This is a genomic window from Ciceribacter azotifigens, from assembly GCF_048159625.1.
Taxonomy (GTDB): Bacteria; Pseudomonadota; Alphaproteobacteria; order Rhizobiales; family Rhizobiaceae; genus Allorhizobium; species Allorhizobium azotifigens.
Genome location: NZ_JBLQTA010000011.1, coordinates 113,573 through 136,418 on the forward strand (window position 1 = coordinate 113,573; position 22,846 = coordinate 136,418).

Genomic DNA, 22,846 nt, shown 5'->3' on the forward strand with positions numbered 1-22,846 from the left:
GGGGGAAGGTTCGAGGCGATAGGTTCGCCCCCTCACCAAGCTCGCCGTGCCAATCGCTGACGCTCTTGGGGCGAGCTATCCTCTCCCGCAAGGGGAGAGGAGTGCATCATGTCGAACATCCTCATCAGCGCCTGTCTTCTCGGCCGTCCGGTCCGCTACGACGGCAAGGGCAAGCCGCTCGTCCACCCGGTAATCGACCGCTGGAGGGCCGAGGGGCGGCTCGTCGCCTTCTGTCCGGAACAGGCGGGCGGCCTGCCGACGCCGCGCCCGCCGGCCGAAATCGAGCGCGGTGCAACCGGCGAGGACGTGATCGAGGGGCGCGCAAGCGTCATCGAGAAGACCGGGCGCGACGTCTCGAAAGCCTTCGTCGAGGGCGGAGAAAAGGCCGTCGAATTCGCCCGCGCCAATGGTTGCGCCTACGCGCTCCTGATCGACGGCAGCCCGTCCTGCGGCTCCGGCTTCATCTATGACGGGAGCTTTTCCGGCGTGCGCCATCCGGGCCTTGGCGTAACGGCGGCGCTGCTGCGCCGGGCCGGCATCGAGGTCTTCTCCGATCGCGAGATAGAGGCGCTCATGGCGCGCATCGCCGAAGGCGCTTGATCGCCCGTCATCGGCCGTATCTCAGGCAGGCAGATACGCGAAGGGCGGCGAATACTGCGGCGTGAGTCTTCATTGGTCTGCCCTCCGTGTGGAAGATGGGATCATGAATGCTCAACACGGGCTGACGGTAGCTGACCGCGATCTGACGGGAAGCTGACAGGAATAAGAACAACATCCCCGCAACGAAAAAGCCGCCGGATCGCTCCGGCGGCCTTCCGACATGATGACGATAGTCGTCAGCCCGCCATGCGCATCTGCTGTGCGACACGCTGCAGGCCGTAGCCCTGGCTGCCGGAGACCTTGAAGCTGCGGATGAGGGTGAGCAGCTCCTCGGTGTCGGTGGCGAGCGCCTCGGCCGATGCGGTGGTTTCCTCGGCCATGGCTGCGTTGTGCTGGGTCGCGGCGTCGAGTTGATTCATCGCCGAGGAGATCGAGCGCAGCGTGGTGTCCTGCTCGACCGCCGAATGGGCGATCTTCGAGACGATGTCGCTTGCCGCCTTGATCTGGTCGGAGATGCGCTTCAGCGCCTCGCCGGCCTGGCCGACGAGCTGCACGCCGTTCTGCACCTGGCCGGTCGAATTCGAGATCTGGTCCTTGATCTCCTTCGCAGCCGCAGCCGAACGCTGGGCGAGCTCGCGCACTTCCTGGGCGACGACGGCAAAACCCTTGCCGCTCTCGCCGGCACGCGCCGCCTCGACGCCTGCGTTGAGCGCCAGCAGGTTGGTCTGGAAGGCGATCTCGTCGATCACGCCGATGATCTTGCCGATCTCCATCGAAGACTTCTCGATACCGCTCATCGCGTTGATCGCCTCGGCGACGACGGCATCCGAGCGGGATGCTTCGCTGGAGACCGTATTGACGCGCTTGGCAGCCTCCTGTGCACCCTCCGCCGTCTGGCGGACCGCGACGGTGAGCTCGTCGAGGGCTGCCGAGGTCTCTTCGAGATTGGCGGCCTGCCGCTCGGTGCGCTGGGAGAGTTCGTTGGAGGCGCGACGGATCTCCTCCTTCGAGCCGCCGATGTCGATGCCCTTCGCACTGACCCTGGACATCGCCGCCTCGAGATGCGAGAGCGCATCGTTGAAGTTGTCGCGAAGCGTCGCGTATTTCGGGCCCAGATCGCCGCAACGGACGGTCAGGTCGCCGCCGGCAAGCTCTTCCAGAGCCACGCCGATGGTTGCGACCACATGCGCCTGCTGCTCGCTCTCCTGCTGCTGCATGGCGGCATTCTGCTGCCGCTCGCTGTCGAGCTCGCGGTCCTGCGCCATCTGGCGTTCCGCCATGGCATGGCGCTCGCGCACCTTGTCCTGCAGCGAAAGCGTGGCCTTCGCCATCATGCCGACCTCGTTGCGCATGTCGGTGTGCGGGATCGCGATGGTGACGTTCTCGTCGGCGACGGCTTCGAGTGCGTCGTGGATTGCGGTGAGCGGCTTCGTTATGCCGCGGATCACGGCGAAGGCGGCGAAGCTGCCGAGCGCGAAGACGACGAGACCGACGAGCAGGGCGCCCTCGACGCTGTCCATGATTGCGGCGTCGAGGTCGTCCAGATAGGCACCGGTGCCGATCATCAGTCCCCAGGGCTCGAAGGTGGTCGAGTAGGCGGCCTTCGGCGAGAGCTGGTCTTCCGCCATGCCCGGTTTCGGCCATTCATAGGTCGTCCAGCCGCCGCCCTGCCGGGCGGTCTTCACCATCTCGACGAGGAACTTGTTGCCGGACTTGTCGGTCATATCGGCAAAATTCTTGCCGATGCCCTTTCCGTCCAGGTAGAACACCCGGTTGACGTCGTAGTCGTAGCCGAAGATGTAGCCGTCGGGCTCGTAGCGGATCTTGGCGACGACGTCGTAAGCCTGCGCCTTGGCTTCCTCGGTCGTCAGCGCGCCCTTCACCTCGAGGTCGTGATAGCGCTTGAGGACAGAGACCGCCGCTTCGGTCTGGGTGCGCAGCATCTCGTAGCGTTCGTGGTAGACGGCGTTTGCCGAAGCGCGAATCTGAAAAAAGGTGGCGATCGCGAAGGCGAGCATCAGCCCGCCGATCAGCATCATAAGCTGGCTGGAAATTCTAAGGTTCTTCATCGGGCCTCTCAGACAGGGGCCGGTTCCGCTGCCTGGATTGGGATCGCAGCTCGACCGACGGTGTGTCGGCGCTTCCTGCGCCCGTCATGTGCTGCATCGCACTTGGTATCGATCTATAGCGATCCAACTATAAACTTTCCCCTAATTTAGGAGGGGGCTTATACCTTAGGATAGTCAATGCCTTGTGCCGATCTGACGAAGGCCGGAAAAGCAATGCGCCCGGACGGGATGTCCGGGCGCATTTGTCCGCAGTCGCTGCGGCGGTCGCCCCTCGAACCTGGATCGTACGGTCGTAGGGCAGGGGATTTCGTGGCGGCGTCAGGGGAGCCTGAGTTCGAAGCCTGAGGTGTCGAGTATGGCCGGTCCGGTCGCAGTTGCCGCGCCGGCCTCGCTGCCCACGGCTGCCGTGGTTGCCGCGGCGTCGATGCCGACCTCGCCCGCGCCGTCCTGGCCCGCAATGGCGGCGGTGACGACCGAGCCGTTGGTCGCCCAGCCCTCGGCCTTGTTGATGAATACGACCGGTGAACCGCCCATCCAGGCCTCGGTGCGGATGAGCTTGCGTTCGCCGTCCATGTCCCTGATTTCCGCCTTCTGTTCTCCGGCGGGAAGCGTCGGCACGACATAGGCGCTCTTCTTGACGGCGACCGGCGGCGGGCAATCCGGACAGCGCATGACCTCGACGCTATGGCTCTCCGCACGCGGAACGGCGTGGATCACTTCGACGGACGATGCCACGGCCGGGCCGGTGGCCAGGATGACGGCGGCGGTCAGGATCAGACGACGCATGGTATAAGCACTCCCCGAGCTGTTAACGGGGAGGCTAGGCCGGCTTTGTTGATATCCGGTCAGGAGGAATGGTAAATATTGACCGAATAGCGCGTTTTTTGCCCTGAAGGCCGCGCCATCGATCAGTTTTTCTCGCGCGCGATCGCCCGCCAGCCGATGTCGCGGCGGCAGAAGCCGTTTTCCCACGCCACCTGGTCCACCAGCGCGTAAGCCCGAGCCTGCGCCTCGGCGACCGTCTTGCCGGTCGCCGTCGCGTTCAGCACGCGCCCGCCGGTTGCGACGAGCTTTCCGTCCTTTACCGCCGTGCCGGCATGGAAGACCTTGGCGCCCGCCGTCTCGGCGGGCATGGCCGCGATCGGCGTGTTCTTGTCGTAGCCGCCGGGATAGCCCTTCGAGGCGAGCACGACGGTGAGTGCCGGATCGTCGATCCACTCGGCCGAAACCTGATCGAGCGTGCCGGTCGCGGTGGCGTAAAGCAGCGGCAGCAGGTCGCTCTTCATGCGCATCATCAGCACCTGGCATTCCGGGTCGCCGAAGCGGACATTGTACTCGATGAGTTCCGGTCCCTTGGCGGTGATCATCAGGCCTGCGAAGAAGACGCCGCTGAAGGGGGTACCCATTTCCGCCATGCCGCGCATGGTCGGCTCGATGATCTCCTTCATCGTGCGTTCGACCATTTCCGGCGTCATCACCGGGGCCGGCGAATAGGCGCCCATGCCGCCGGTGTTCGGGCCGGTGTCGCCGTCGCCGACGCGCTTGTGGTCCTGCGCGGTGGCGAGCGGAAGCGCGTGCTTGCCGTCGCAGAGGCAGAAGAAGCTCGCTTCCTCGCCGTCGAGGAAGGCTTCCACCACGACTTCCGCGCCGGCCGAGCCGAAGGCGCCTTCGAAACAGTCGTCGATCGCAGGCAGCGCCTCGTCGAGCGTCATCGCAACCGTTACGCCCTTGCCGGCGGCGAGCCCGTCCGCCTTGATGACGATCGGCGCGCCTTCCGCCCGAACATAGGCCTTCGCCTTCGGCGCATTGTTGAAGCGCTGGTAGGCTCCGGTTGGGATATCGAAGCGGGCGCAGAGATCCTTGGTGAAGCCCTTCGAGCCTTCGAGCTGGGCGGCGGCGGCGGACGGTCCGAAGACGGCGATGCCCGCGGCGCGCAGCACGTCGGCCAGCCCCGCCACCAGCGGCGCTTCCGGCCCGACGACGACGAAGTCTATGGCCTTTTCCTTGCAGAAGGCGATGACGGCGCCATGGTCGTCGACATCGAGGGCGACGAGGGCCGCATGCTCGGCGATACCGGGATTGCCGGGTGCGGCATAGAAGGCCTCCATCAGCGGCGACTGCGCAAGCTTCCACGCCAGCGCATGTTCGCGCCCGCCCGACCCGATCAACAGAACCTTCATCGCTCGTCTCCGAAATCCTTGATAGCCGGGCGTTAAGGGCAGGGGGGAGAAAGGTCAAGGTGGCATGTGCGCTTTCACGCCGTGCTTTCCTGTGGAGGCGGGGAGGGCGCCGTTGCCTTGGCACAATCCGTCGCTATGGTCTGCCGACTTCTTAAGAGGACAGGAATGTTCATGGCCGACGACATCAAATCCATTTCCGCGATCATTGCCGCCGAGATCAGTGCGCGCCCCGACCAGGTGGTGGCGGCCGTCGCGCTCCTGGACGAAGGCGCGACCGTGCCCTTTATCGCGCGCTACCGCAAGGAAGTGACCGGCGGTCTCGATGACACCCAGCTGCGCAACCTTTCCGAACGGCTGATCTACCTGCGGGAGCTCGCAGCGCGTCGCAAGGCGATCGTCGAGTCGATTACCTCACAGGGCAAGATGACCGACGAGCTTGCCGCGAAGATCGCCGGCGTCGCCACCAAGGCCGAGCTGGAGGATCTCTATCTTCCCTACAAGCCGAAGCGCCGCACACGCGCCGAAATTGCCCGCGAGCGCGGGCTGGGGCCGCTCGCCGAAGCGATATGGGCGGACCGCACGGCCGATCCGGCGAAGCTCGCCGAAGCCTATCTGACCGAAGAGGTGCCGGACGTAAAGACTGCGCTCGAGGGCGCGCGCGACATCGCCGCCGAAGGTATTGCGGAGAATGCCGACCTGCTCGGCCGGCTGCGCAACGACCTCAAGGATCGGGCGCTGCTCTACTCGAAGGTGGTCGAGGGCAAGGAGCAGGCGGGCGAGAAATTTGCCGACTATTTCGACCATTCGGAGCGCTGGGCGACGGTTCCCGGCCACCGGGCGCTCGCCATGCTGCGCGGCTGGAACGAGGAAGTGCTGACACTCGCGATCGAAGCCGACCGGGACGACCCGTCGCCGGTGAAGCCCGCACAGCGGATGATCGCCGCCGCCTTCGCCATCGCCGACAAGGGGCCCGCCGACCGCTGGCTGATGGAGGTCGCCGGCTGGACGTGGCGGGTGAAGCTCTCGATGTCGCTCTCCCTCGATCTCATGCGCGAACTGCGCGAGCGGGCGGAGGAGGAGGCGATCCACGTCTTTGCCCGCAACCTGAAGGACCTGCTGCTCGCAGCACCCGCCGGCTCGCGCGCCACGATGGGGCTCGATCCGGGCATCCGCACCGGCGTGAAGGTCGCGGTTGTCGACGGCACCGGCAAGGTCGTCGATACGACGACGGTCTATCCCTTCCCGCCGAAGAACGACGTTCGCGGCACGCAGGCGGAGCTGGCGAGCCTCATCCGCAAGCACAAGGTCGAACTGATCGCGATCGGCAACGGCACCGGCAGTCGCGAGACGGAGAAGCTGGTCGCCGACATGCTCGCCCAGATGCCGGCGCCGAAGCCGACCAAGGTGATCGTTTCCGAGGCCGGCGCCTCGGTCTATTCGGCCTCCGAGACGGCTGCGCGGGAGTTCCCGAACCTCGACGTTTCGCTGCGCGGCGCCGTCTCGATTGCGCGGCGCCTGCAGGACCCGCTCGCCGAACTGGTGAAGATCGAGCCGAAGTCGATCGGCGTCGGCCAGTACCAGCACGATGTCGACCAGGCGAAGCTCGGCCGCTCGCTCGACGCCGTGGTCGAAGACGCGGTGAACGCCGTCGGCGTCGATCTCAACACTGCGTCCGCGCCGCTCCTCGCGCGCGTTTCCGGCCTCTCCGGTTCCATCGCCGAGGCGATCGTCGCCCATCGCGACGAGACCGGGCCCTTCGAAAGCCGCAGGGAGCTTCTCAAGGTGTCGCGCCTCGGTGCGCGCACCTTCGAACAATGCGCCGGCTTCCTGCGCATCCCGAACGGCAAGGAACCGCTTGATGCCTCCTCGGTTCACCCGGAAGCTTACGGCGTGGCAAAGAAGATCGTCGCCGCCTGCGGCCGCGACCTGCGCACGCTGATGGGCGACAGCGCCACATTGCGAAGCCTCGATCCGCGGACCTTCATCGACGAGCAGTTCGGCCTGCCGACCGTCAGGGACATCATCGCCGAGCTCGAAAAGCCCGGCCGCGACCCGCGCCCGAGCTTCAAGACAGCGACCTTCGCCGAGGGTGTCGAGGAGATCAGCGACCTGAAACCCGGGATGCTGCTCGAGGGAACGGTGACGAACGTCGCCGCCTTCGGCGCCTTCGTGGATATCGGCGTGCACCAGGACGGTCTCGTCCACGTCTCCCAACTCGCCGACCGTTTCGTCAAGGATCCGCATGAGGTGGTGAAGGCCGGCGACGTGGTGAAGGTCCGCGTCGTTGAGGTCGACGTCAAGCGCAAGCGGATCGCCCTCACCATGCGCAAGGACGGTGGCGAAGCGCCGCCGCCGGCTGCCCGCGACAGTCGAGGACCGGGGCTGTCACGCTCCGGCGGCAAGCCGCAGGCCCGGCAGGAGCGTCCGCAGCAGGGAAGTCTCGGTGCGGCGCTGGCGGAGGCCTTCCGCAAGAAGTAAGGCAAAGGGGTGGCGCAAAGACGCCACCCGTCCCCGGCTTCAAGAAATATGAAGCATCGATAATAATCTCGCGCTTGTCCAAGCCGACAAAAGCGTTAGATTTTTTCCGTTTCATATTCGTTGATAGCAAATTGGGGGCATGAATGACCTCGAAGCTTGAGGGATTACTGAATCGCATAATCAGAACCGGTACGCTGACGGCGACCACCGCTGACGGAAAGAACAAAACCTACGGAGACGGTACGGGCGATCCGGTCGCCATCCGCTTCATCGACGAGAAGGCCGAGAACGAACTCGTCGACGATCCGCAGTTGAAGCTCGGCGAAATCTACATGGACGGCCGCATGGTCATGGAGGCGGGGGATATCTACGATCTCCTCGCGCTCGTGAAGTCCAACACGCTTGCCGAGGACCTGAGCTTCGGCATGATCTGGCGCGGGGTGGCCCGGCTGGCACTCACCCGCCTGCAGCGTCTTCTTCCCGTCAACCACAACCAGCGCAACGTCGCCCATCACTACGACCTTTCGGCCAAGCTGTTCGACCTCTTCCTCGATCCGGACTGGCAGTATTCCTGCGCCTATTTCGAGACGCCGGAGACGACGCTCGAAGAGGCTCAGGTCGCCAAGAAACGCCACATCGCCGCCAAGCTGCTGCTCGGCGAAGGCCAACGCGTGCTGGAGATCGGTTCCGGTTGGGGCGGGATGGCGATGTATCTCGCCGAGTCCTCCGGGGTCGACGTCACCGGCATCACGCTGTCCACCGAGCAACTCCGCGTCTCGCGCGACCGGGCCGAGAAGCGCGGGCTTTCCTCCCGCGTCCGCTTCGAGCTGCAGGACTACCGGACGATGAAGGCGAAGCCCTTCGACCGGATCGTCTCCGTCGGCATGTTCGAGCATGTCGGTCCTTCCAACTACGGCCGGTTCTTTCGCAAGGCGGCCGAGTTGCTCGACAAGGATGGCGTCATGCTGCTGCATTCGATCGGCCAGCCGACGCCGCCGCTCGTCAACAATCCCTTCTTCGAGAAGTACATCTTCCCGGGAGGCTACATTCCCTCGCTCGCCGAGGTGCTGCCGGCGGTGCAGAAGGCGGGTCTCTTCGTCCGCGACATCGAGATCATGCCGCGCCACTACGCCCGCACGCTCCGCCTGTGGCGGGAACGGTTCCTCGCCCGCAAGGAAGATGTGGTCCGGCTCTATGACGAGCGGTTCTATCGTATGTGGGAATTCTACCTCGCCGGTTCGGAGATGGCCTTCACGCATCAGGGCTTCTTCATCTTCCAGATGCAGCTCGCCAGGAACACGTTCGCGGTTCCCGATACGCGCGGCTACATCGCCGAACGCGAGGCGTCTCTTGCCGCCTTCGACGCCACGCGCCCGCCGCTCGAGAAGGTGACGTACTGAAACCGGGCACGGGGAGAGCGGCGGCAGGGTTAATGATCCGGTAACGCGTTTCGTGCGAATGCGTCACCGGTTTTCTTCCGCACCCGGCGGACTTTCGTATTGCGTTTCCGGAGCTTGTGTCATGCGTCTTCCCGCCCGCTTTCTCTTGTCCCTCGTCACCCTTCTGCCGGCCCACACGGTTCTTGCCGGGGACTGGTACGTGAAACTCGGCGCACAGGGCGTGAGCGAACCTTCCTACGAAGGCTCGACGGAGCGGAAGATCGGTGTGGCTCCGACGATCTCGATCGGGCGGGAGGGCAATACCCAGCCGTTCTCCTCGCGCAACGACAGCCCCTCCTTCGGTCTCGTGGAAACGGATGCGGTGAGGGCCGGGGTCGCCGGACGGCTGGTCTGGGGACGGGATTCCGGCACCTCCGACGATCTCAAAGGCCTTTCGGATGTGAAGTTCGGCGCCGAAGTCGGCGGATTCGTCGATGTCTACCCCACCGACTGCCTGCGGGTACGCGGCGAGTTGCGCCAGGGCGTCCGCAGCCATGACGGCCTCGTCGCCGATGTCGCCGCGGATGCCTTCACCGACATCGCACCCGACCTGCAGGTTTCCGGCGGGCCGCGCGCCCGCTATGCGACGAGCGGCTACAGCCGCGCCTATTACGGCGTGAACGCCACCGAATCGGCGGCCTCTGGCCTTGCCCAGTATGATCCCGGCGCCGGCTGGCAATCGGTCGGGGCGGGGGCCGCGATCACCTGGAACGCCACGGAGAGGCTTCAGGCCAGCGCCTTTGCGGAATACAAGCGCCTCGTCGGGCCGGCCGCCGACAGCAGCCTCGTCCAGGAGCGCGGTACGCCGAACCAGTTCCTCGTCGGTGTCGGGGCAAGCTACAAGTTCGGCGTCCAGGTCGACTGATCGGTCCGGACCTCTTGTTTCCTTCGGCCGGTGTTTGGTCTATCAATCCGGCATGAACACCTTTGCTGAAAATTCCGGGCGCGTCGCCGATGCGCCCTCCGACAACTGGGTCTACCGTATCCTGCCGCGCGCAGCCTGGCCCTACGCACAGCTTGCCCGCTGGGACCGGCCGATCGGCTGGCAGCTCCTGATGTGGCCCTGCTTCTGGTCGTCGGCGCTTGCCGCCAACGTCCTGCAGGGGGAGGGGCGGCTGAGCCTCTCGCTCTTCGCCTTCCATCTCGTGCTTTTCTTCGTCGGTTCGGTCGCCATGCGCGGTGCCGGCTGCACCTACAACGACCTCGTCGACCACGAGATCGACATGGCGGTCGCCCGCACCCGCTCGCGACCGCTTCCCTCCGGACGCGTCAGCCGCCTTCAGGCGAAACTTTTCATGGCGGCGCAGGCCCTCACCGGCCTTTTCGTGCTCCTCTGTTTCAACGGCTTTGCGATCGGCCTCGGCGTCCTCTCGCTGGCGGTTGTCGCGATCTATCCCTTTGCCAAGCGCTTCACCGACTGGCCGCAATTCTTCCTCGGGCTCGCCTTCTCCTGGGGCGGGCTGATGGGCTGGGCCGGGCTCTTCGGATCGCTGTCGCTGCCGGTCGTGCTGCTCTATATCGCCGCTGTCGCCTGGACGATCGGCTACGACACCATCTACGCCCATCAGGACAAGGAGGACGATGCGCTGATCGGCGTGCGTTCCACCGCGCGCCTCTTTGGCGAAAATACCCGCGCCTGGCTTGTCGGCCTCTACGGCCTGACGCTCGTCCTGCTCGCCGTCGCCTTCTTCGCAGCGGGGGCTGGCTTCCTCGCCTTTGCCGGCCTCCTCGTCGCGGGCGGCATGCTCGTCTACCAGATCGCCGTCCTCGACATCGACGATGCGGCGCAGTGCCTCGAGCTCTTCAAGTCCAACAGCCGGGTCGGCGCGATCGTCTTCCTCGGGCTTCTTGCTGCGCTGCCCTTTGCCTGACGGAAAACTGCTGGCCCGAAACGAAACAGCCCCCGCATCGGAATGAGCGGGGGCCTGTGTCTGGCGGTTGTCTAGGTGTCTCGAAAAGAACCGACGACCGGTGTCGGGATCAGTTGCGGGCGATGATTTCCTTACCGGAGATCTTCATGGCGACGCCGAGGCTGCCGGTCGAGCGACGGACCAGGAAGCGCGGGCGGCGCTGGGCGAAATAGGAATGGCGGCGGCGCGGCTGGATGGCGCGGGCCTTGACGTCTCCGAGATGCTCTTCGAGCGGGCGGGCGATACCGTCGCCCTCGACCATCAGCATCGGGATCCGGAAAGCATCCGCCCATCCCCGCCAGTCGGCCGCGATGTCGCAGAGGTCGTGTGCTACCAGCAGCGGGATGCACAGGTCCGGATCTTCGTGATGCAGTTCCAAGGTTACCGTTACCTCTCCGTCTCCATGGTCGATCGCCCGCGCGGCAACGCCCCTGAAAGCGCGGGCCGGCAGGGCGAAGGAGAGCGGCAGGCCGCTCGAAGGCAAGACCTTTCGCAGAATGGCGCCACGCTCGTCAATGGTGATCGTGACATCGCCGGCCGCTTCGCGCAATGCGTAAGTGATCTGATGCGGGAAACGGGACGGATCCAGTCTCAGCGTCGCGCCCGCCCAGGCAGGCTTCATAACGGTGTTTGTCATCATCATTCTACCCTTGTTTTACCTCGAGAGCCATCATGGCCATCGCTTCGGGACTTTGCGTCCTCTGATCGGGAAGATAGTCGCGCCCCCTTCCGGGCAACTTAAAAATTGCGGTTAAGAAAACTTTGCATCCTCAGATGGTTAGCGAAGTCCAACGGCTCAGGGTTTCGAGACCGTGAACGCAAGTGCCGCCCGCGGCGGGCCAAAAGCCCGGGGCAAGGCTCGGCAGGCATGGTGGCCGCGCCAGTGTTCTCGTCCGGGAGTTGCGCCGTGGTTTCCACCTATCTCAGCTATGACCTCGTCGTCAGGAATCTGAAGTCGAGTCTCGATCGCGTCGCTTCGGACGCCCAGACGGAGCGGCTTGCCGCCTACTACAAGGAAAACATCGACAAGGTGACTACGGTCGACGAGTTTCTCGACGACTACCAGCTCTACAGCTATGCGATGAAGGCTCACGGCCTGGAAGACATGACCTACGCCAAGGCCTTCATGAAGAAGGTTCTGGAAAGCGACCTCAACGATTCCGAGAGCTACGCCAACAAGCTTACCGACGAGCGCTACCGGAACTTCGCGCTCGCCTACCAGTTCGTCGGAAAGGTCAAGGATGTCCAGACGGACGCCCAGGAGACGGCGATCATCGACGGCTACAAGCAGGCCCAGGTCGATCTCGCCGGGGACGTCGAAACCGAGACGAAATACTACGAGACGGCGATCGATACGGTCACCAGTGCGGACCAACTGGTCAAGTCGAAGCGGCTCTTCAGCTACGTTCTTGAGGCCTACGGCATCGACCGCGGCTACTATACCAACGACCACTTCGTCAAAATCCTGACGAGCGACACGTCGGACCCGAACAGCTACGTCAACCAGCTGGTCGCCGACAACGCCGCCAACTCGGCCTCGTTTCTCAAGATGGCACAGGCGTTCAATTTCAACGCCGACGGAAGCCTTTCGGCGGCGACCGCCCAGACGGCGGACCAGAAGGAGGCGACCGTCTACCTCTATGTCGACGGAACACAGAACTATGTGTCCGAATACACGCTCGCGCGGGAGAAGAAGTATTACGCCGCCAAGATGGCGACCATCACCTCGATCAACGAGCTCACCTCGGATCCGCGCCTCTTCGACTACGTGAAGACGGCCTTCCAGCTCAGAGCCGGCATGACCTCGTCGGTCTTCAAGTCGATCGTCACCAGCGATCTCTCCGACCCCAACAACTATGCCGTCACCAATGGTGGGGCCGTCTGGGTGGCTATCGCCCAGAAGTTCAATTTCGATACGGCCGGCAACGTCAAGGCCGGCTATGCCGCGCAGCAAGGCACCCAGCTCGTCGAGACGAATTCGGCCTATGCCGAGTTCTACGACGACATGGATGTCGAGCGGCTGAACGGCATCATCGACTATTACAGGACGAAGCTTTCCGACGTTACCGACGTCGATGTCCTGCTCGGCAATGCGGCGCTGCGCCCGATGCTGCTGAAGCCCTTCGGCATCGAGGCTGGAGAATACACCGACGCCGAACTGCGCATGGCCCTGACCAGCGACGTCACCGATCCGGCGAGCTTCGTGAACAAGTCCCGGGACGAGCGTCTGGTGAAACTCGCCGAAGCCTTCAATTTCGACGGCAACGGCGATGCCGCGGTGCCGCTTCTGGCGCAGAACCAGCTGACCATCACCCGTACGGCGAAGGACTACATCGTCAACAAGATCCGCTTCCTCGAGGGCGACGAGAAGACGAAGGCGAAGACGGCGGCCGAAGAGGAGACCAAGTACTATCAGAAGAAGATCCAGAGCATCCGTACCGTGGACGATCTTCTCGCCGACCGTCGCGTGGTGGATGTCGTGCTCGGCGCTTACGGGTTCGACCCGGCAAACGTGTCCGACGAGTTCCTGAAGCAGATCTTCTCGTCCGACCTCGAAGACAAGAAGAGCTTTGTCAACCAGCAGACGGACGAGGACTGGGCCGAACTCGTTGCCTCCTTCAACTTCGACGGCGAGGGCAATCTGACGCGGGAGACCGTCGGCACGGTGCAACAGCGCGGTACGGCACTCGAGACCGCCAACATGTACCTGCGGCAAAGCCTCGAAGAGAGCGAGGGCGAGAGCAATCAGGGTGTGCGTCTCGCCCTTTACTTCGAACGTATGGCGCCGACGCTCACCGACCCCTACGCGCTGATCGCCGACAGTGCGCTGCTCGAGGTCTTCCGGGTGACCTACGGCTTTTCCTCCGAGTTCTCCAGCATGGACGTCGACATGCAGGCGAAGATCGTCGAGAAGAACCTCGACCTCTCGGAGATGCAGGACCCGGCCAAGGTCAAGCGCCTGCTGCAGCGCTTCACCGCCATGTACGACATCGAGAACTCCACGACCGATCCGGTGCTCGGGATTTTCGGAGGCGGCAGTACCGGCATCAGCGGCGACCTCCTGATGTCGCTGGCCACGCTGCGATCCGCCTGATCCACGGCCGGCTGCAAGCCCGTTGCGGAGAACAGGCTCTTGCCTGGCGGTTTCTGATCGGCTACCGATATATCCGTTGAAATATATCGATAGCCGGAGGGGCTTATAATGAGTGTTTTTGCGGGGGTATCCCGTCTTCTCGGTGCGGCGGTCGTCGCCGGTGCCGTCTTTCTTTCGCCGCTGGCCGCCTCGGCGGCCGATGCCGTGACGGTGTTTGCGGCGGCGAGCCTCAAGGATGTGCTCGGTGAAATCGCTGCCGACTGGAAGGCGGAAACAGGCGGGGAGGTCACGCTCTCCTTCGCCGGCAGTTCCGCCCTCGCCAAGCAGATCGAGGAAGGGGCGCCCGCCGACCTCTTCATCTCGGCCGATCTCAAGTGGATGGATTATGTCGAGAAGGCCGGCCTCGTCGCCGAAGGCAGCCGCGTGAACCTGCTCGGCAACCGGATCGTGCTGGTCGCTCCTTCCGACAGCACCGTCTCGCTTTCGATCGGCAAGGACTTCCCGCTTGCGAGCACCCTCGGGGATGGACATCTCGCCATGGCCAATACCGATGCCGTGCCGGCCGGCGTCTATGGCAAGGCGGCACTCGAAAATCTCGGCGTATGGGAGAGCGTCAAGGATCGCGTCGCCCAGGCGGAAAATGTCCGCGCAGCACTCCTCCTCGTCTCGCGCGCCGAGGCGCCGCTCGGCATCGTCTACGAGACGGACGCAAAGGCCGATCCGAAGGTGAAGGTGGTGGACCGCTTCCCCGAGGACAGTCATCCGGCGATCGTCTATCCGGCCGCCGAGCTCAAGGCTGCGGATAATGCCGATGCGGCGGCATTTCTCTCTTACCTTCAGTCGCCGAAGGCCTATGATCGGTTCACGGCCGCCGGCTTCACGGTGCTTGCCAAAACGAATTGACCGGAGACCGGGGACCTCGCCGCCGTGACGCTATCGCCGGAAGAACTGACGGCCATGCTCCTCAGCCTGAAGGTCGCGGCGACAGCCGTGGCCTTTTCCGTGCCGGTCGGCGTGGCGGTCGCCTGCCTGCTCTCGCGCGGTGAGTTCTTCGGTAAGGCACTCCTGAACGGCATAGTCTACCTGCCGCTCATCCTGCCGCCGGTCGTCACCGGCTACCTCCTGCTCTTGACCTTCGGGCGCAAGGGGACGATCGGCGCCTTTCTCGACCAGTGGTTCGGTCTCGTCTTTTCCTTCCGCTGGACCGGCGCGGCGCTCGCCGCCGGCGTCATGGGCTTTCCGCTGCTCGTCCGCTCGATCCGGCTTTCGCTCGACAATGTCGACCGCAGGCTGGAGGCGGCCGCCTCGACGCTCGGCGCCAGCCGTCCGTGGGTCTTCGTCACCGTCACGCTGCCGCTGATCGTGCCGGGCATCGTCGCCGGCGCGGTGCTCGCCTTCGCCAAGGCGATGGGCGAATTCGGCGCGACGATCACCTTCGTCTCCAACATACCCGGCGAGACCCAGACGCTCGCCTCGGCGATCTACACCTATACGCAGGTACCCGGCGGCGAGTTCGCGGCGATGCGGCTGACGCTCGTCTCGATCGTGATTTCGCTCGGCGCGGTGATCGCCTCGGAACTGCTGGCGCGTCGCCTCGCCGCCCGTACGGGGGCGCAATGAGGCTGCGCATCGACGTCCGCCATCGCCGCGACGGCTTCGAGCTTCTCGCCGATCTCGCGATCGGCGCCGGCCTGACCGCACTTTTCGGCCCCTCCGGTTCGGGAAAGACCACGCTGGTCAATCTCGTCGCCGGGCTCGAAAGGCCGCAGGAGGGGCAAATCGCCTTCGACGGCGAGATCTGGAGTGACGCGGAACGGGGGATCTTCGTGCCGCCGCACCGGCGCCGGATCGGCTACGTCTTCCAGGAAGGGCGGCTCTTCCCGCACCTTTCCGTCCGGCAGAACCTCGCCTATGCCCGGCGCTTCACGCCGGCCGCCGAGCGCCGCGAATCGCTGGAGCGTGTCGTCAATCTTCTCGGCATCGGCCGCCTGCTCGACCGCCGTCCGGCCAATCTCTCGGGTGGCGAGAAGCAGCGCGTGGCGCTCGGACGCGCGCTGATGGCGAGCCCGCGGCTCCTCCTGATGGACGAACCGCTGTCGGCTCTCGACAATGAGCTGAAGGCGGCGATCCTTCCGGATATCGAACGCATCCGTGACGAGGTCGGCATCCCGATCCTCTATGTCAGCCACGCGATCGAGGAGGTCGCGCGCCTCGCCACCCGCGTCGTCGTCCTCGCCCACGGCCGTGCTACCGCGATCGGGGCGCCGGACGAGGTGCTGAACGTCGTGCCGTCGGCGACGGGCGCCCTGCAGCCGGGCAACTTCCTCCACGCCGTCGTGACGGGCCACAGCCCCGACGAGGGACTGACGCTCGCCGACAGTCGCGCCGGGGCGCTCTTCCTGCGTCAGGCAGAGATGGCGGTCGGAACCCATATCCGCGTCTTCGTGCCGACCAGCGAGATCGTTCTTGCGACGGCGGTTCCGGACGGCATATCGACCCTCAATCGTCTGTCGGGCCATGTCGTGGCACTCACGGATTCCGGCCATTCGGCCATGGTGACGGTCGATTGCAGCGGCGAACGGCTCGTCGCCGAAGTCACGCGCCGTTCGGCCGCGGGCCTCGGTCTCACGCCCGGCAAACCCGTCCATCTTCTCTTCAAGACGGTATCGATTGCCACCGAGGGCCTGTTCCGCCAGGCGTGACGACTGAAGGCGCGCTCAGTTGTCGCCGTCGGCGTCAGCAGCGCCATGCGGGCGGTAGGCCATGTCGAGTGCGCCTTCCACCCAGGCGAGATCGCTTTCGAGCGCGCGCCGGCTCTCTTCATCCATGCGCCGGCAGCAGGAAAGCAGGCGTTCCCCGAAAGGGGTCAGCTCGGCGCCGCCGCCGCTTTTTCCGCCGTGGCGGGTGATGATCGAGGGTTCCCTGAACATCCGGTTGATCTCGTCGGCGAGCAACCAGGCGCGGCGATAGGACATGCCCATGGCGGCGCCGGCGGCGCGGATCGAGCCGTGCTCGACGATGTTGGCGAGAAGCTGCGCCTTGCCGGGGCCAAGCCGCGTGCCGTTCGGCAGGTCGATCCGGAGCGTCAGCCGCGCCGTCATTGCGGAGATATCATCTTGCCGGGGTTCATGATTCCGGCCGGATCGAAGGCGAGCTTGATCCGGTTCATCAGCTCCGTCTCGATTTCCGGTCGCGTGGCGATCAGCTCGTCGCGCTTCAGCTGCCCGACCCCGTGCTCGGCGGAGATCGACCCGCCCGCCTTTCGGACGATCGCGTGCACGATGGCATTGATCTCGCGCCAGCGGGCGATGAAGGCCGCCTTGTCCGCCCCGACCGGCTGGCTGATGTTGTAATGGATGTTGCCGTCGCCGAGATGGCCGAAGGCGCAGATGCGGGCGCCAGGCATCGCCGCCAGCACCGCCGCACCGGCCTCTTCGAGAAACTGCGGAATCCGCGCGACCGGCACCGACACGTCGTGCTTGATCGAGCCGCCTTCCGGCTTCTGCGCCTCCGACATGCTCTCGCGCATGTGCCAGAGTGCGTCCTGCTGGGTAAGCGAGGCGGCGATCACCGCGTCCTGCACGAGGTCCGCCTCGAAGGCCTGTTCCATCAGCGCCGCGATCATCGCCTCGGCGGTCTCGGCCGAGTCCGAGGTCGAGATGTCGATCAGCGCGTACCAGTCATGGGCGGTGTCGAGCGGATCGCGCACGCCCGGAATATGCCTTGTGGTGAACTCGACGCCGATCCGCGGCATCAGCTCGAAGCCGGTGAGCGCGGTGCCGCAGAGAAGCGAGGCGCGCTCGAAGAGCGCCAGCGCATCGGCGGGGGACTTCAGTCCGGCAAAGGCGACCTGCCGCCCGCGCGGTCTCGGGAAAAGCTTCAGCACCGCGCCGGTGATGACGCCGAGCGTCCCTTCCGCCCCGATGAAGAGGTCGCGCAGATCGTAGCCGCTGTTGTCCTTCTTGAGCCGCCGGAGCCCGTCCCATATCTCGCCGGTCGGCAATACCACTTCAAGCCCGAGGCAGAGCTGGCGCATGTTGCCGTAGGCGAGCACCGCCGTGCCGCCGGCATTGGTGGAGAGATTGCCGCCGATGCGGCAGCTTCCTTCCGATCCGAGGGAGAGCGGGAAGAGCCGCTCGTGCGCCTCCGCCGCCTTCTGCACGTCGGCGAGGATACAGCCGCCGTCGACGACGATCACGTCGCCCACGGTGTCGACCTCGCGGACGCGGTTCATGCGTTCGAGCGACAGCACGACGTCACGGCTTTCTTGCCGCGGCACCTGGCCGCCGACGAGGCCGGTGCGTCCGCCAGCCGGGACGATCGGGGTGCCGGTCGCGCTCGCCAGCTTCAGGATCGCGGCGACTTCTTCCGTCGAGCCGGGCTTGAGGACGAGTGGTGAGGCGCCGTGGTAAAGGCCGCGACCCTCGACGAGATAGGGTTCGATGTCGACGGCGGCCGTCAGCGCGTGGGCGGGGCCAACGATGTCGACGAAACGCTGGAGGAGGGCATCCGCTGAATCCATCTTTCCTCTCCCTGGCTAGCTCTCTCTCGGCGCCGCCGCCCGCTTCAGCCGATCGTTGATCGCTTCCCCGAGCCCGCGGTTCGGAACGGGCGTGACGGCGATGTGTGCCGCCCCGCTCGCATCGGCCTTCTTCATATAGTCGAAGAGATTGGCGGCAGCTTCTGCAAGGTCGCCGCCGGGGCTGAGGTCGAGAATCAGCCGCGCGCCTTCCTCTCCCTCGACCGGCGCGCCGGCGAAGCGGATCAGCGCATCGCCCGGTGCGATGCGCCGTGCATTAAGCTGCATCACGGCATTCGGTGCGTAATGGGAGGCGAGCATGCCCGGCGCCTCGATCGCCGCGCCGGCGCCGGCCGGACGCTCGACCGGCAATCCGCTTGCCTCTTCGAGCGCTTCGACGGCGACGCCGCCGGGACGCAGAAGCCGGAGCCTGTCGGCTTCGACGCGCACGATGGTCGATTCGACACCGACGGGGCAGGGGCCGCCGTCGAGCACGAGTTCGATCCGCCCGCCGAGATCGTCGAGCACGTGGCGCGCGGTGGTCGGGCTGATCTTGCCGGAGGAATTGGCGCTCGGCGCCGCGAGCGGATGGCCGAAGGCGCGGATGAGGTCGCCGGCAAAGCCCTGCGGCACGCGTACGCCGACCGTATCGAGGCCGGCTGTTGCCAGCGGATGGATGCCGCTTCCCGGTTTCAGCGGTAGCACGAGGGTCAGGGGGCCGGGCCAGAAGCGTTCGGCGAGCCTGCGCGACACCGGATCGAAGACGGCGTAACGCTCGGCCATCTGAAGGTCCGCCATATGGCAGATCAGCGGGTTGAAGCGCGGACGTCCCTTGGTCTCGTAGATGCGGGTGATCGCTGCCGGATCGGTGGCGTCGGCGGCAAGTCCGTAGACTGTCTCGGTCGGCACCGCGACGGGCAGGCCGCGCGACAGGACCGCCACCGCCTCGGTGATCGCCTCCTGCCGGGCGGTTTCGATTGAAATGCATTTTGCCATGTCGGCGCTCGCAACGTGCTGTTTTCCCGTCCATAGCGTGTCTTGCACACCGGGATCAAACCTCTTTTTGCCGGCGCGGGCGGAACTGGCGCGGCCTTTGTCCACAGCCGAAGGGATCGGATCGCGGACGGTCGCTAAAACTTTATCCATCGGTGTAACCGAAAGAAAGAATTCTGCCTTTTATAGTCCCGTCCAACGACAGATTCGCCTCGAAATGCCGGGACAACAGACATGCTTCCTCCGAAGAACCCCGCCTCCAGTATTGCCCTGCGTGTCGCCACCGCCATGCACCAGATGGGCATCGACGGCCTGCCGCGGAACTACGAACTGGTTTACGAGGCCTATGCCGGCAGCAACCCGGAACTGGTGCGGGAATTCGTGGCGCTCGGCAAGAACAAGACGCAGGACGCACTCGATGCACTGGGACGGAAATACCTGCCGCACCATCACGAAGCGGGCCTCCTGAGCCGCCAGAACGGCCATGTCCGCGCCGAAATGAGCAATTTCATCAGCCTCTTGAACGAGGAGAAACTTTCGCTCACCGATTACGGTCGCCTGATCGGCGATGCCTCGCGGGTGATCCTGTCGGAGGGCGACATCGACCACGTCGAACTTGGACAATCGATCACCGCGCTCAAGGTCGCGACCGAGAAACGGGCGACCCAGAACAGCACCGTCGTGCGCGCGGTCGTCAACAAGACGGCGGCTCTCGCCGACCTGCAGCGCGAGGCGGAAGAGGCGGAAACGGCGAAGTTCGTCGACGCCTTGACCGGGCTCGGAAGCCGCCGTGCCTTCAACAAGGCGCTTGCCAAGGTCTATGCCAATCCGGGAATGCCGGTGCTGTGCGGGCTCGCCGTCGGCGAGATCGACGAGTATGGCCGTATTTCCGAACAGATGGGCCCGGCTGTCGCCGAGCGCTTTCTGAAGCAGGTGTCGAAGATCGTGCAGACGGTGACGAACGGCGGCGACCTCGCCTGCCGCTTCGACGGTGCGCGCTTCGGCATGCTCTTCTATACCTCCGAACAGGAGGAAGTTAGCCGCATCGTCGATCTGGTCCGGGCGAAACTTGCCTCGACGGCGGTCGTCAACGGCGGTTCCGGCCGCGCGCTCGGCCAGGCGCAGATGTCCTTCGGCATCTGTTTTTCCGAACAGGCGCCGAACGCCTTCGATCTCACCAGCTATGCGGAACGGGCACTCGCAACCTCGAAGGCTGCGGGCGGCAATACCGTCACGGTCTATGGCGAGGGCGGTTACGTTCCGAAGGACTGGCTGATCTACAAGAAGCAGTCCGTCGGCGGCTTCGGCGGCTGACCACCGCAACCGCCGTCGACGTCAGAGAGCGGCGATGATCTCGCGCAGTTCGACGTCGCGGGCACCCAGCATCAGCACGTTCTTCAGGGCTTCCTTAGGGTCCCGGGTGCGGAAGAGCACGCCGTTGTCGCGGACCGAGCGGTCGATCGCCATCGTGCGACTGTCACGATCGGGCTGGATCGCGACGGCGAAATACATGCGCGAGAAATCCGGACGGATGCGCTCGAAGAACTGTTCGGTGCCGCCGATGTCGGCGAAGAAATTGGTGAGGTAGAACGCCCACTTCACATCGGCAAAGCGGGCGAAACTGGTGCGTGCCGACGTCACGTGGCAGTAGCCGAGATGCGGCTGGTTCTCGAGCGTGCGGTGAAAAATAAGCTTTGGAAAGCGGATCGACCGGTGGAAGGCGTTGATCCGTTCGTGGGTCGTCTCGCCCGCGGCTTCAAGCTTGCGCCCCGTGCGCTCGGCCACCTCCTCGTGGGTGAGGTAGCGACGCTCTTCGGCGAGCCAATCCTCGCGGCGCCGTGAAATCCGCCCCGTGCGCAGGAACTCTGTGTGGACGGCCTTGAGCGCCGATGGCGGAGCGTCGTTTTTCTTCAGTGCGAAATATCTGAACTTCGGCATGGTCCAACTTCGGCGGCAAGGGCGAGGCCCTGAACGAGCTCCGGCAAGTGGGCATTATGAAGTGCGTCCGTTACGCGAAGCTTGCGTCGCCATTGATCGCGATTGCCCGGCTCGGCACCGTCGCATGCTTGTCAATTTGCGCCAATCCGCTTCTTCGAAAGAACTTGGATTGTCAGATTAAGTCCAGGTTACAAAACGGTTATTCTGAAAATCGCGATCTGCCGAAGGGCCCAATTTTCGATGTCGTGATTGCTCGAGGCGATGTCGTTTCGCAGCGCAGCAGAGACGCGTCGTCTGTGGTTAGATGATCGAAGGACGGCGTCAGTACATCAATCGCCGTCCGGTTCCTTCCCGCCACGCCCTGCCGAACGAGGACACCGATGGATCTGCACAGTTCCGTGTTGCGTCAACTCAAGAGCCGCCGCGAGGGCTTCAGTCTCGCGCAGCCGTTCTATATCGATCCGGACTACTTCAAGCTCGACATGGAGACGATCTGGTATCGCGACTGGCTGTTCATCGGCCATGACTGCGAAGTCCCGCGCGCCGGCAACTATTTCACCGCCCAGATCGGCGATTACCCGGTGGTCGTCGTGCGTGGCAAGGATGGCGCGATCCGCGCCTTCCACAATACCTGCCGCCATCGCGGCCACCGCGTCTGCACCTCCGACCGCGGAGCCTCCGCCAAGCTTGTCTGCCCCTATCACCAGTGGACCTATGATCTCGACGGTTCGCTCGTCTTCGCCCGCCAGATGGGCGAGACCTTCGACAAAAGCGAATTCGGCCTGAAGGCCGTCCATTGCGAGAGCGTCGGCGGCTACGTCTTCATCTGCCTCGCCGACGAGGCGCCGGATTTCGCGCCGGTGCGGGCCACCATCGAGCCCTACCTGAAGCCCCACCGCCTCTGGGAGGCCAAGGTCGCCCATCGCAGCACGATCATCGAGAAGGGCAACTGGAAGCTCGTCTGGGAAAACAACCGCGAGTGCTACCACTGCGCCGGCAACCATCCGGAGCTCTGCCGCACCTATCCGGAAGCGCCCACCGCGACCGGCGTGCAGGGCGCCAAGGACGACCCGTTCATCGCCGAGCATTGGGCCCGCTGCGAGGCCGCCGGCCTGCCGAGCGAGTTCCGGATGGACCCGACCGGCCAGTTCCGCACCGCCCGCATGCCGCTGATCCAGGAAGCCGAAAGCTATACGCTGAGTGGCAAGCCAGCCGTTCGTCGCCCGCTCTCCGCCGACGTGCCGATCAGCCATGTCGGCACCATGCTGCTTTTCCATTATCCGACGACCTGGAACCACATCCTCGGCGACCACGCGATCTCCTTCCGCGTGCTGCCGCTGTCGGCGGAGGAGACCGCCGTCACTACCACCTGGCTCGTCAACAAGGACGCCGTGGAAGGGGTCGACTACGATCTCGACGAACTGACCCATGTCTGGACGATGACCAACGACCAGGACCGGGCGATCGTCGAGGAGAATGCCTTCGGCATCCGCTCGCCGGCCTATGAACCCGGCCCCTATTCGCTGGAGCACGAGGGCGGCGTCATGCAGTTCGTCGAGTGGTACTCGAACTTCATGGTCAACCGTCTCCAGGGCGACGAAGCCCCTCTTTCCGCGGTCGCCTGAT

At 64.8% G+C, this 22,846-nt stretch carries 19 protein-coding genes; 11 read left to right on the forward strand and 8 right to left on the reverse strand.

Annotated elements, in window-relative coordinates; translation table 11 throughout:
- Nucleotides 1–108 precede the first annotated feature (108 nt).
- The gene (locus ACM6UT_RS16145; protein ID WP_416798360.1) at nt 109–600 is read left to right on the forward strand and encodes a 2-thiouracil desulfurase family protein; all 492 of its coding nucleotides are present in this window, start codon (nt 109–111) and stop codon (nt 598–600) included.
- Nucleotides 601–836: 236 nt separating this feature from the next.
- Here the strand turns inward: ACM6UT_RS16145 and ACM6UT_RS16150 are convergent, their stop codons facing one another.
- From ACM6UT_RS16150 to purD, 3 genes are all read right to left on the reverse strand, one after another.
- Nucleotides 837–2,669 carry a methyl-accepting chemotaxis protein gene (locus ACM6UT_RS16150; RefSeq protein WP_416798361.1) on the reverse strand — a complete coding sequence of 611 codons (1,833 nt, stop codon included), beginning with the start codon at nt 2,667–2,669 and terminating at the stop codon, nt 837–839.
- A gap of 318 nt (nt 2,670–2,987) precedes the next feature.
- Nucleotides 2,988–3,455: a plant virulence effector HPE1-like domain-containing protein gene (locus ACM6UT_RS16155; RefSeq protein ID WP_416798362.1), complete on the reverse strand. Its 468-nt coding sequence runs from the start codon at nt 3,453–3,455 to the stop codon at nt 2,988–2,990.
- Between the two features lie 122 nt (nt 3,456–3,577).
- Nucleotides 3,578–4,849 carry a phosphoribosylamine--glycine ligase gene (purD, locus tag ACM6UT_RS16160; protein ID WP_416798363.1) on the reverse strand — a complete coding sequence of 424 codons (1,272 nt, stop codon included), beginning with the start codon at nt 4,847–4,849 and terminating at the stop codon, nt 3,578–3,580.
- Between the two features lie 171 nt (nt 4,850–5,020).
- On the opposite strand from purD, the gene ACM6UT_RS16165 reads away from it, so the two are divergent.
- The 4 genes from ACM6UT_RS16165 (at nt 5,021) to ubiA (ending at nt 10,637) form a co-directional block, all read left to right on the forward strand.
- Complete coding sequence (locus ACM6UT_RS16165) at nt 5,021–7,327, forward strand: Tex family protein (protein ID WP_416798364.1); 2,307 nt, start codon at nt 5,021–5,023, stop codon at nt 7,325–7,327.
- Nucleotides 7,328–7,470: 143 nt separating this feature from the next.
- Nucleotides 7,471–8,727: a class I SAM-dependent methyltransferase gene (locus ACM6UT_RS16170; RefSeq protein WP_416798365.1), complete on the forward strand. Its 1,257-nt coding sequence runs from the start codon at nt 7,471–7,473 to the stop codon at nt 8,725–8,727.
- 121 nt (nt 8,728–8,848) lie between these two features.
- Nucleotides 8,849–9,631 (forward strand): MipA/OmpV family protein, encoded by a 783-nt coding sequence (locus ACM6UT_RS16175; protein ID WP_416798366.1) that lies wholly within the window; start codon nt 8,849–8,851, stop codon nt 9,629–9,631.
- A gap of 52 nt (nt 9,632–9,683) precedes the next feature.
- The gene (ubiA, locus tag ACM6UT_RS16180) at nt 9,684–10,637 is read left to right on the forward strand and encodes a 4-hydroxybenzoate octaprenyltransferase (RefSeq protein ID WP_416798367.1); all 954 of its coding nucleotides are present in this window, start codon (nt 9,684–9,686) and stop codon (nt 10,635–10,637) included.
- Between the two features lie 109 nt (nt 10,638–10,746).
- Here ubiA and ACM6UT_RS16185 read toward each other — a convergent pair whose 3' ends face one another.
- Nucleotides 10,747–11,313, reverse strand: a complete 567-nt coding sequence (locus ACM6UT_RS16185; RefSeq protein ID WP_416798368.1) for a DUF6101 family protein — start codon at nt 11,311–11,313, stop codon at nt 10,747–10,749.
- Between the two features lie 270 nt (nt 11,314–11,583).
- On the opposite strand from ACM6UT_RS16185, the gene ACM6UT_RS16190 reads away from it, so the two are divergent.
- The 4 genes from ACM6UT_RS16190 (at nt 11,584) to modC (ending at nt 16,472) form a co-directional block, all read left to right on the forward strand.
- A complete protein-coding gene (locus ACM6UT_RS16190; RefSeq protein WP_416798369.1) occupies nt 11,584–13,770 on the forward strand; it encodes a DUF1217 domain-containing protein in 2,187 nt (728 codons plus the stop codon).
- A 108-nt stretch (nt 13,771–13,878) separates the two neighbouring features.
- The gene (gene modA, locus ACM6UT_RS16195) at nt 13,879–14,673 is read left to right on the forward strand and encodes a molybdate ABC transporter substrate-binding protein (protein ID WP_416798370.1); all 795 of its coding nucleotides are present in this window, start codon (nt 13,879–13,881) and stop codon (nt 14,671–14,673) included.
- A 24-nt stretch (nt 14,674–14,697) separates the two neighbouring features.
- Nucleotides 14,698–15,390, forward strand: a complete 693-nt coding sequence (gene modB / locus ACM6UT_RS16200; protein ID WP_416798371.1) for a molybdate ABC transporter permease subunit — start codon at nt 14,698–14,700, stop codon at nt 15,388–15,390.
- The gene (modC, locus tag ACM6UT_RS16205) at nt 15,387–16,472 is read left to right on the forward strand and encodes a molybdenum ABC transporter ATP-binding protein (protein WP_416798372.1); all 1,086 of its coding nucleotides are present in this window, start codon (nt 15,387–15,389) and stop codon (nt 16,470–16,472) included. The genes modB and modC overlap by 4 nt, the downstream gene beginning before the upstream one ends.
- Nucleotides 16,473–16,487: 15 nt before the next feature.
- On the opposite strand, the gene ACM6UT_RS16210 is transcribed toward modC, so the two are convergent.
- Genes ACM6UT_RS16210 through ACM6UT_RS16220 form a run of 3 tightly spaced genes read right to left on the reverse strand, consistent with a single transcriptional unit; the run spans nt 16,488 to nt 19,285 of the window.
- Entirely contained in the window at nt 16,488–16,871 is a 384-nt protein-coding gene (locus ACM6UT_RS16210) for a winged helix-turn-helix domain-containing protein (RefSeq protein WP_416798373.1), read from the reverse strand.
- Nucleotides 16,868–18,292: an FAD-binding oxidoreductase gene (locus tag ACM6UT_RS16215; protein ID WP_416798374.1), complete on the reverse strand. Its 1,425-nt coding sequence runs from the start codon at nt 18,290–18,292 to the stop codon at nt 16,868–16,870. The genes ACM6UT_RS16210 and ACM6UT_RS16215 overlap by 4 nt, the downstream gene beginning before the upstream one ends.
- Nucleotides 18,293–18,307: 15 nt before the next feature.
- The gene (locus tag ACM6UT_RS16220; RefSeq protein ID WP_416798375.1) at nt 18,308–19,285 is read right to left on the reverse strand and encodes an L-threonylcarbamoyladenylate synthase; all 978 of its coding nucleotides are present in this window, start codon (nt 19,283–19,285) and stop codon (nt 18,308–18,310) included.
- 231 nt (nt 19,286–19,516) lie between these two features.
- Between ACM6UT_RS16220 and ACM6UT_RS16225 the strand changes: the two genes are divergently transcribed.
- Entirely contained in the window at nt 19,517–20,596 is a 1,080-nt protein-coding gene (locus ACM6UT_RS16225) for a GGDEF domain-containing protein (protein ID WP_416798376.1), read from the forward strand.
- Nucleotides 20,597–20,617: 21 nt separating this feature from the next.
- Here the strand turns inward: ACM6UT_RS16225 and ACM6UT_RS16230 are convergent, their stop codons facing one another.
- Nucleotides 20,618–21,220: a DUF6656 family protein gene (locus ACM6UT_RS16230; protein ID WP_416798377.1), complete on the reverse strand. Its 603-nt coding sequence runs from the start codon at nt 21,218–21,220 to the stop codon at nt 20,618–20,620.
- 380 nt (nt 21,221–21,600) lie between these two features.
- On the opposite strand from ACM6UT_RS16230, the gene ACM6UT_RS16235 reads away from it, so the two are divergent.
- Complete coding sequence (locus ACM6UT_RS16235; RefSeq protein WP_416798378.1) at nt 21,601–22,845, forward strand: aromatic ring-hydroxylating oxygenase subunit alpha; 1,245 nt, start codon at nt 21,601–21,603, stop codon at nt 22,843–22,845.
- Nucleotide 22,846: the final 1 nt, after the last annotated feature.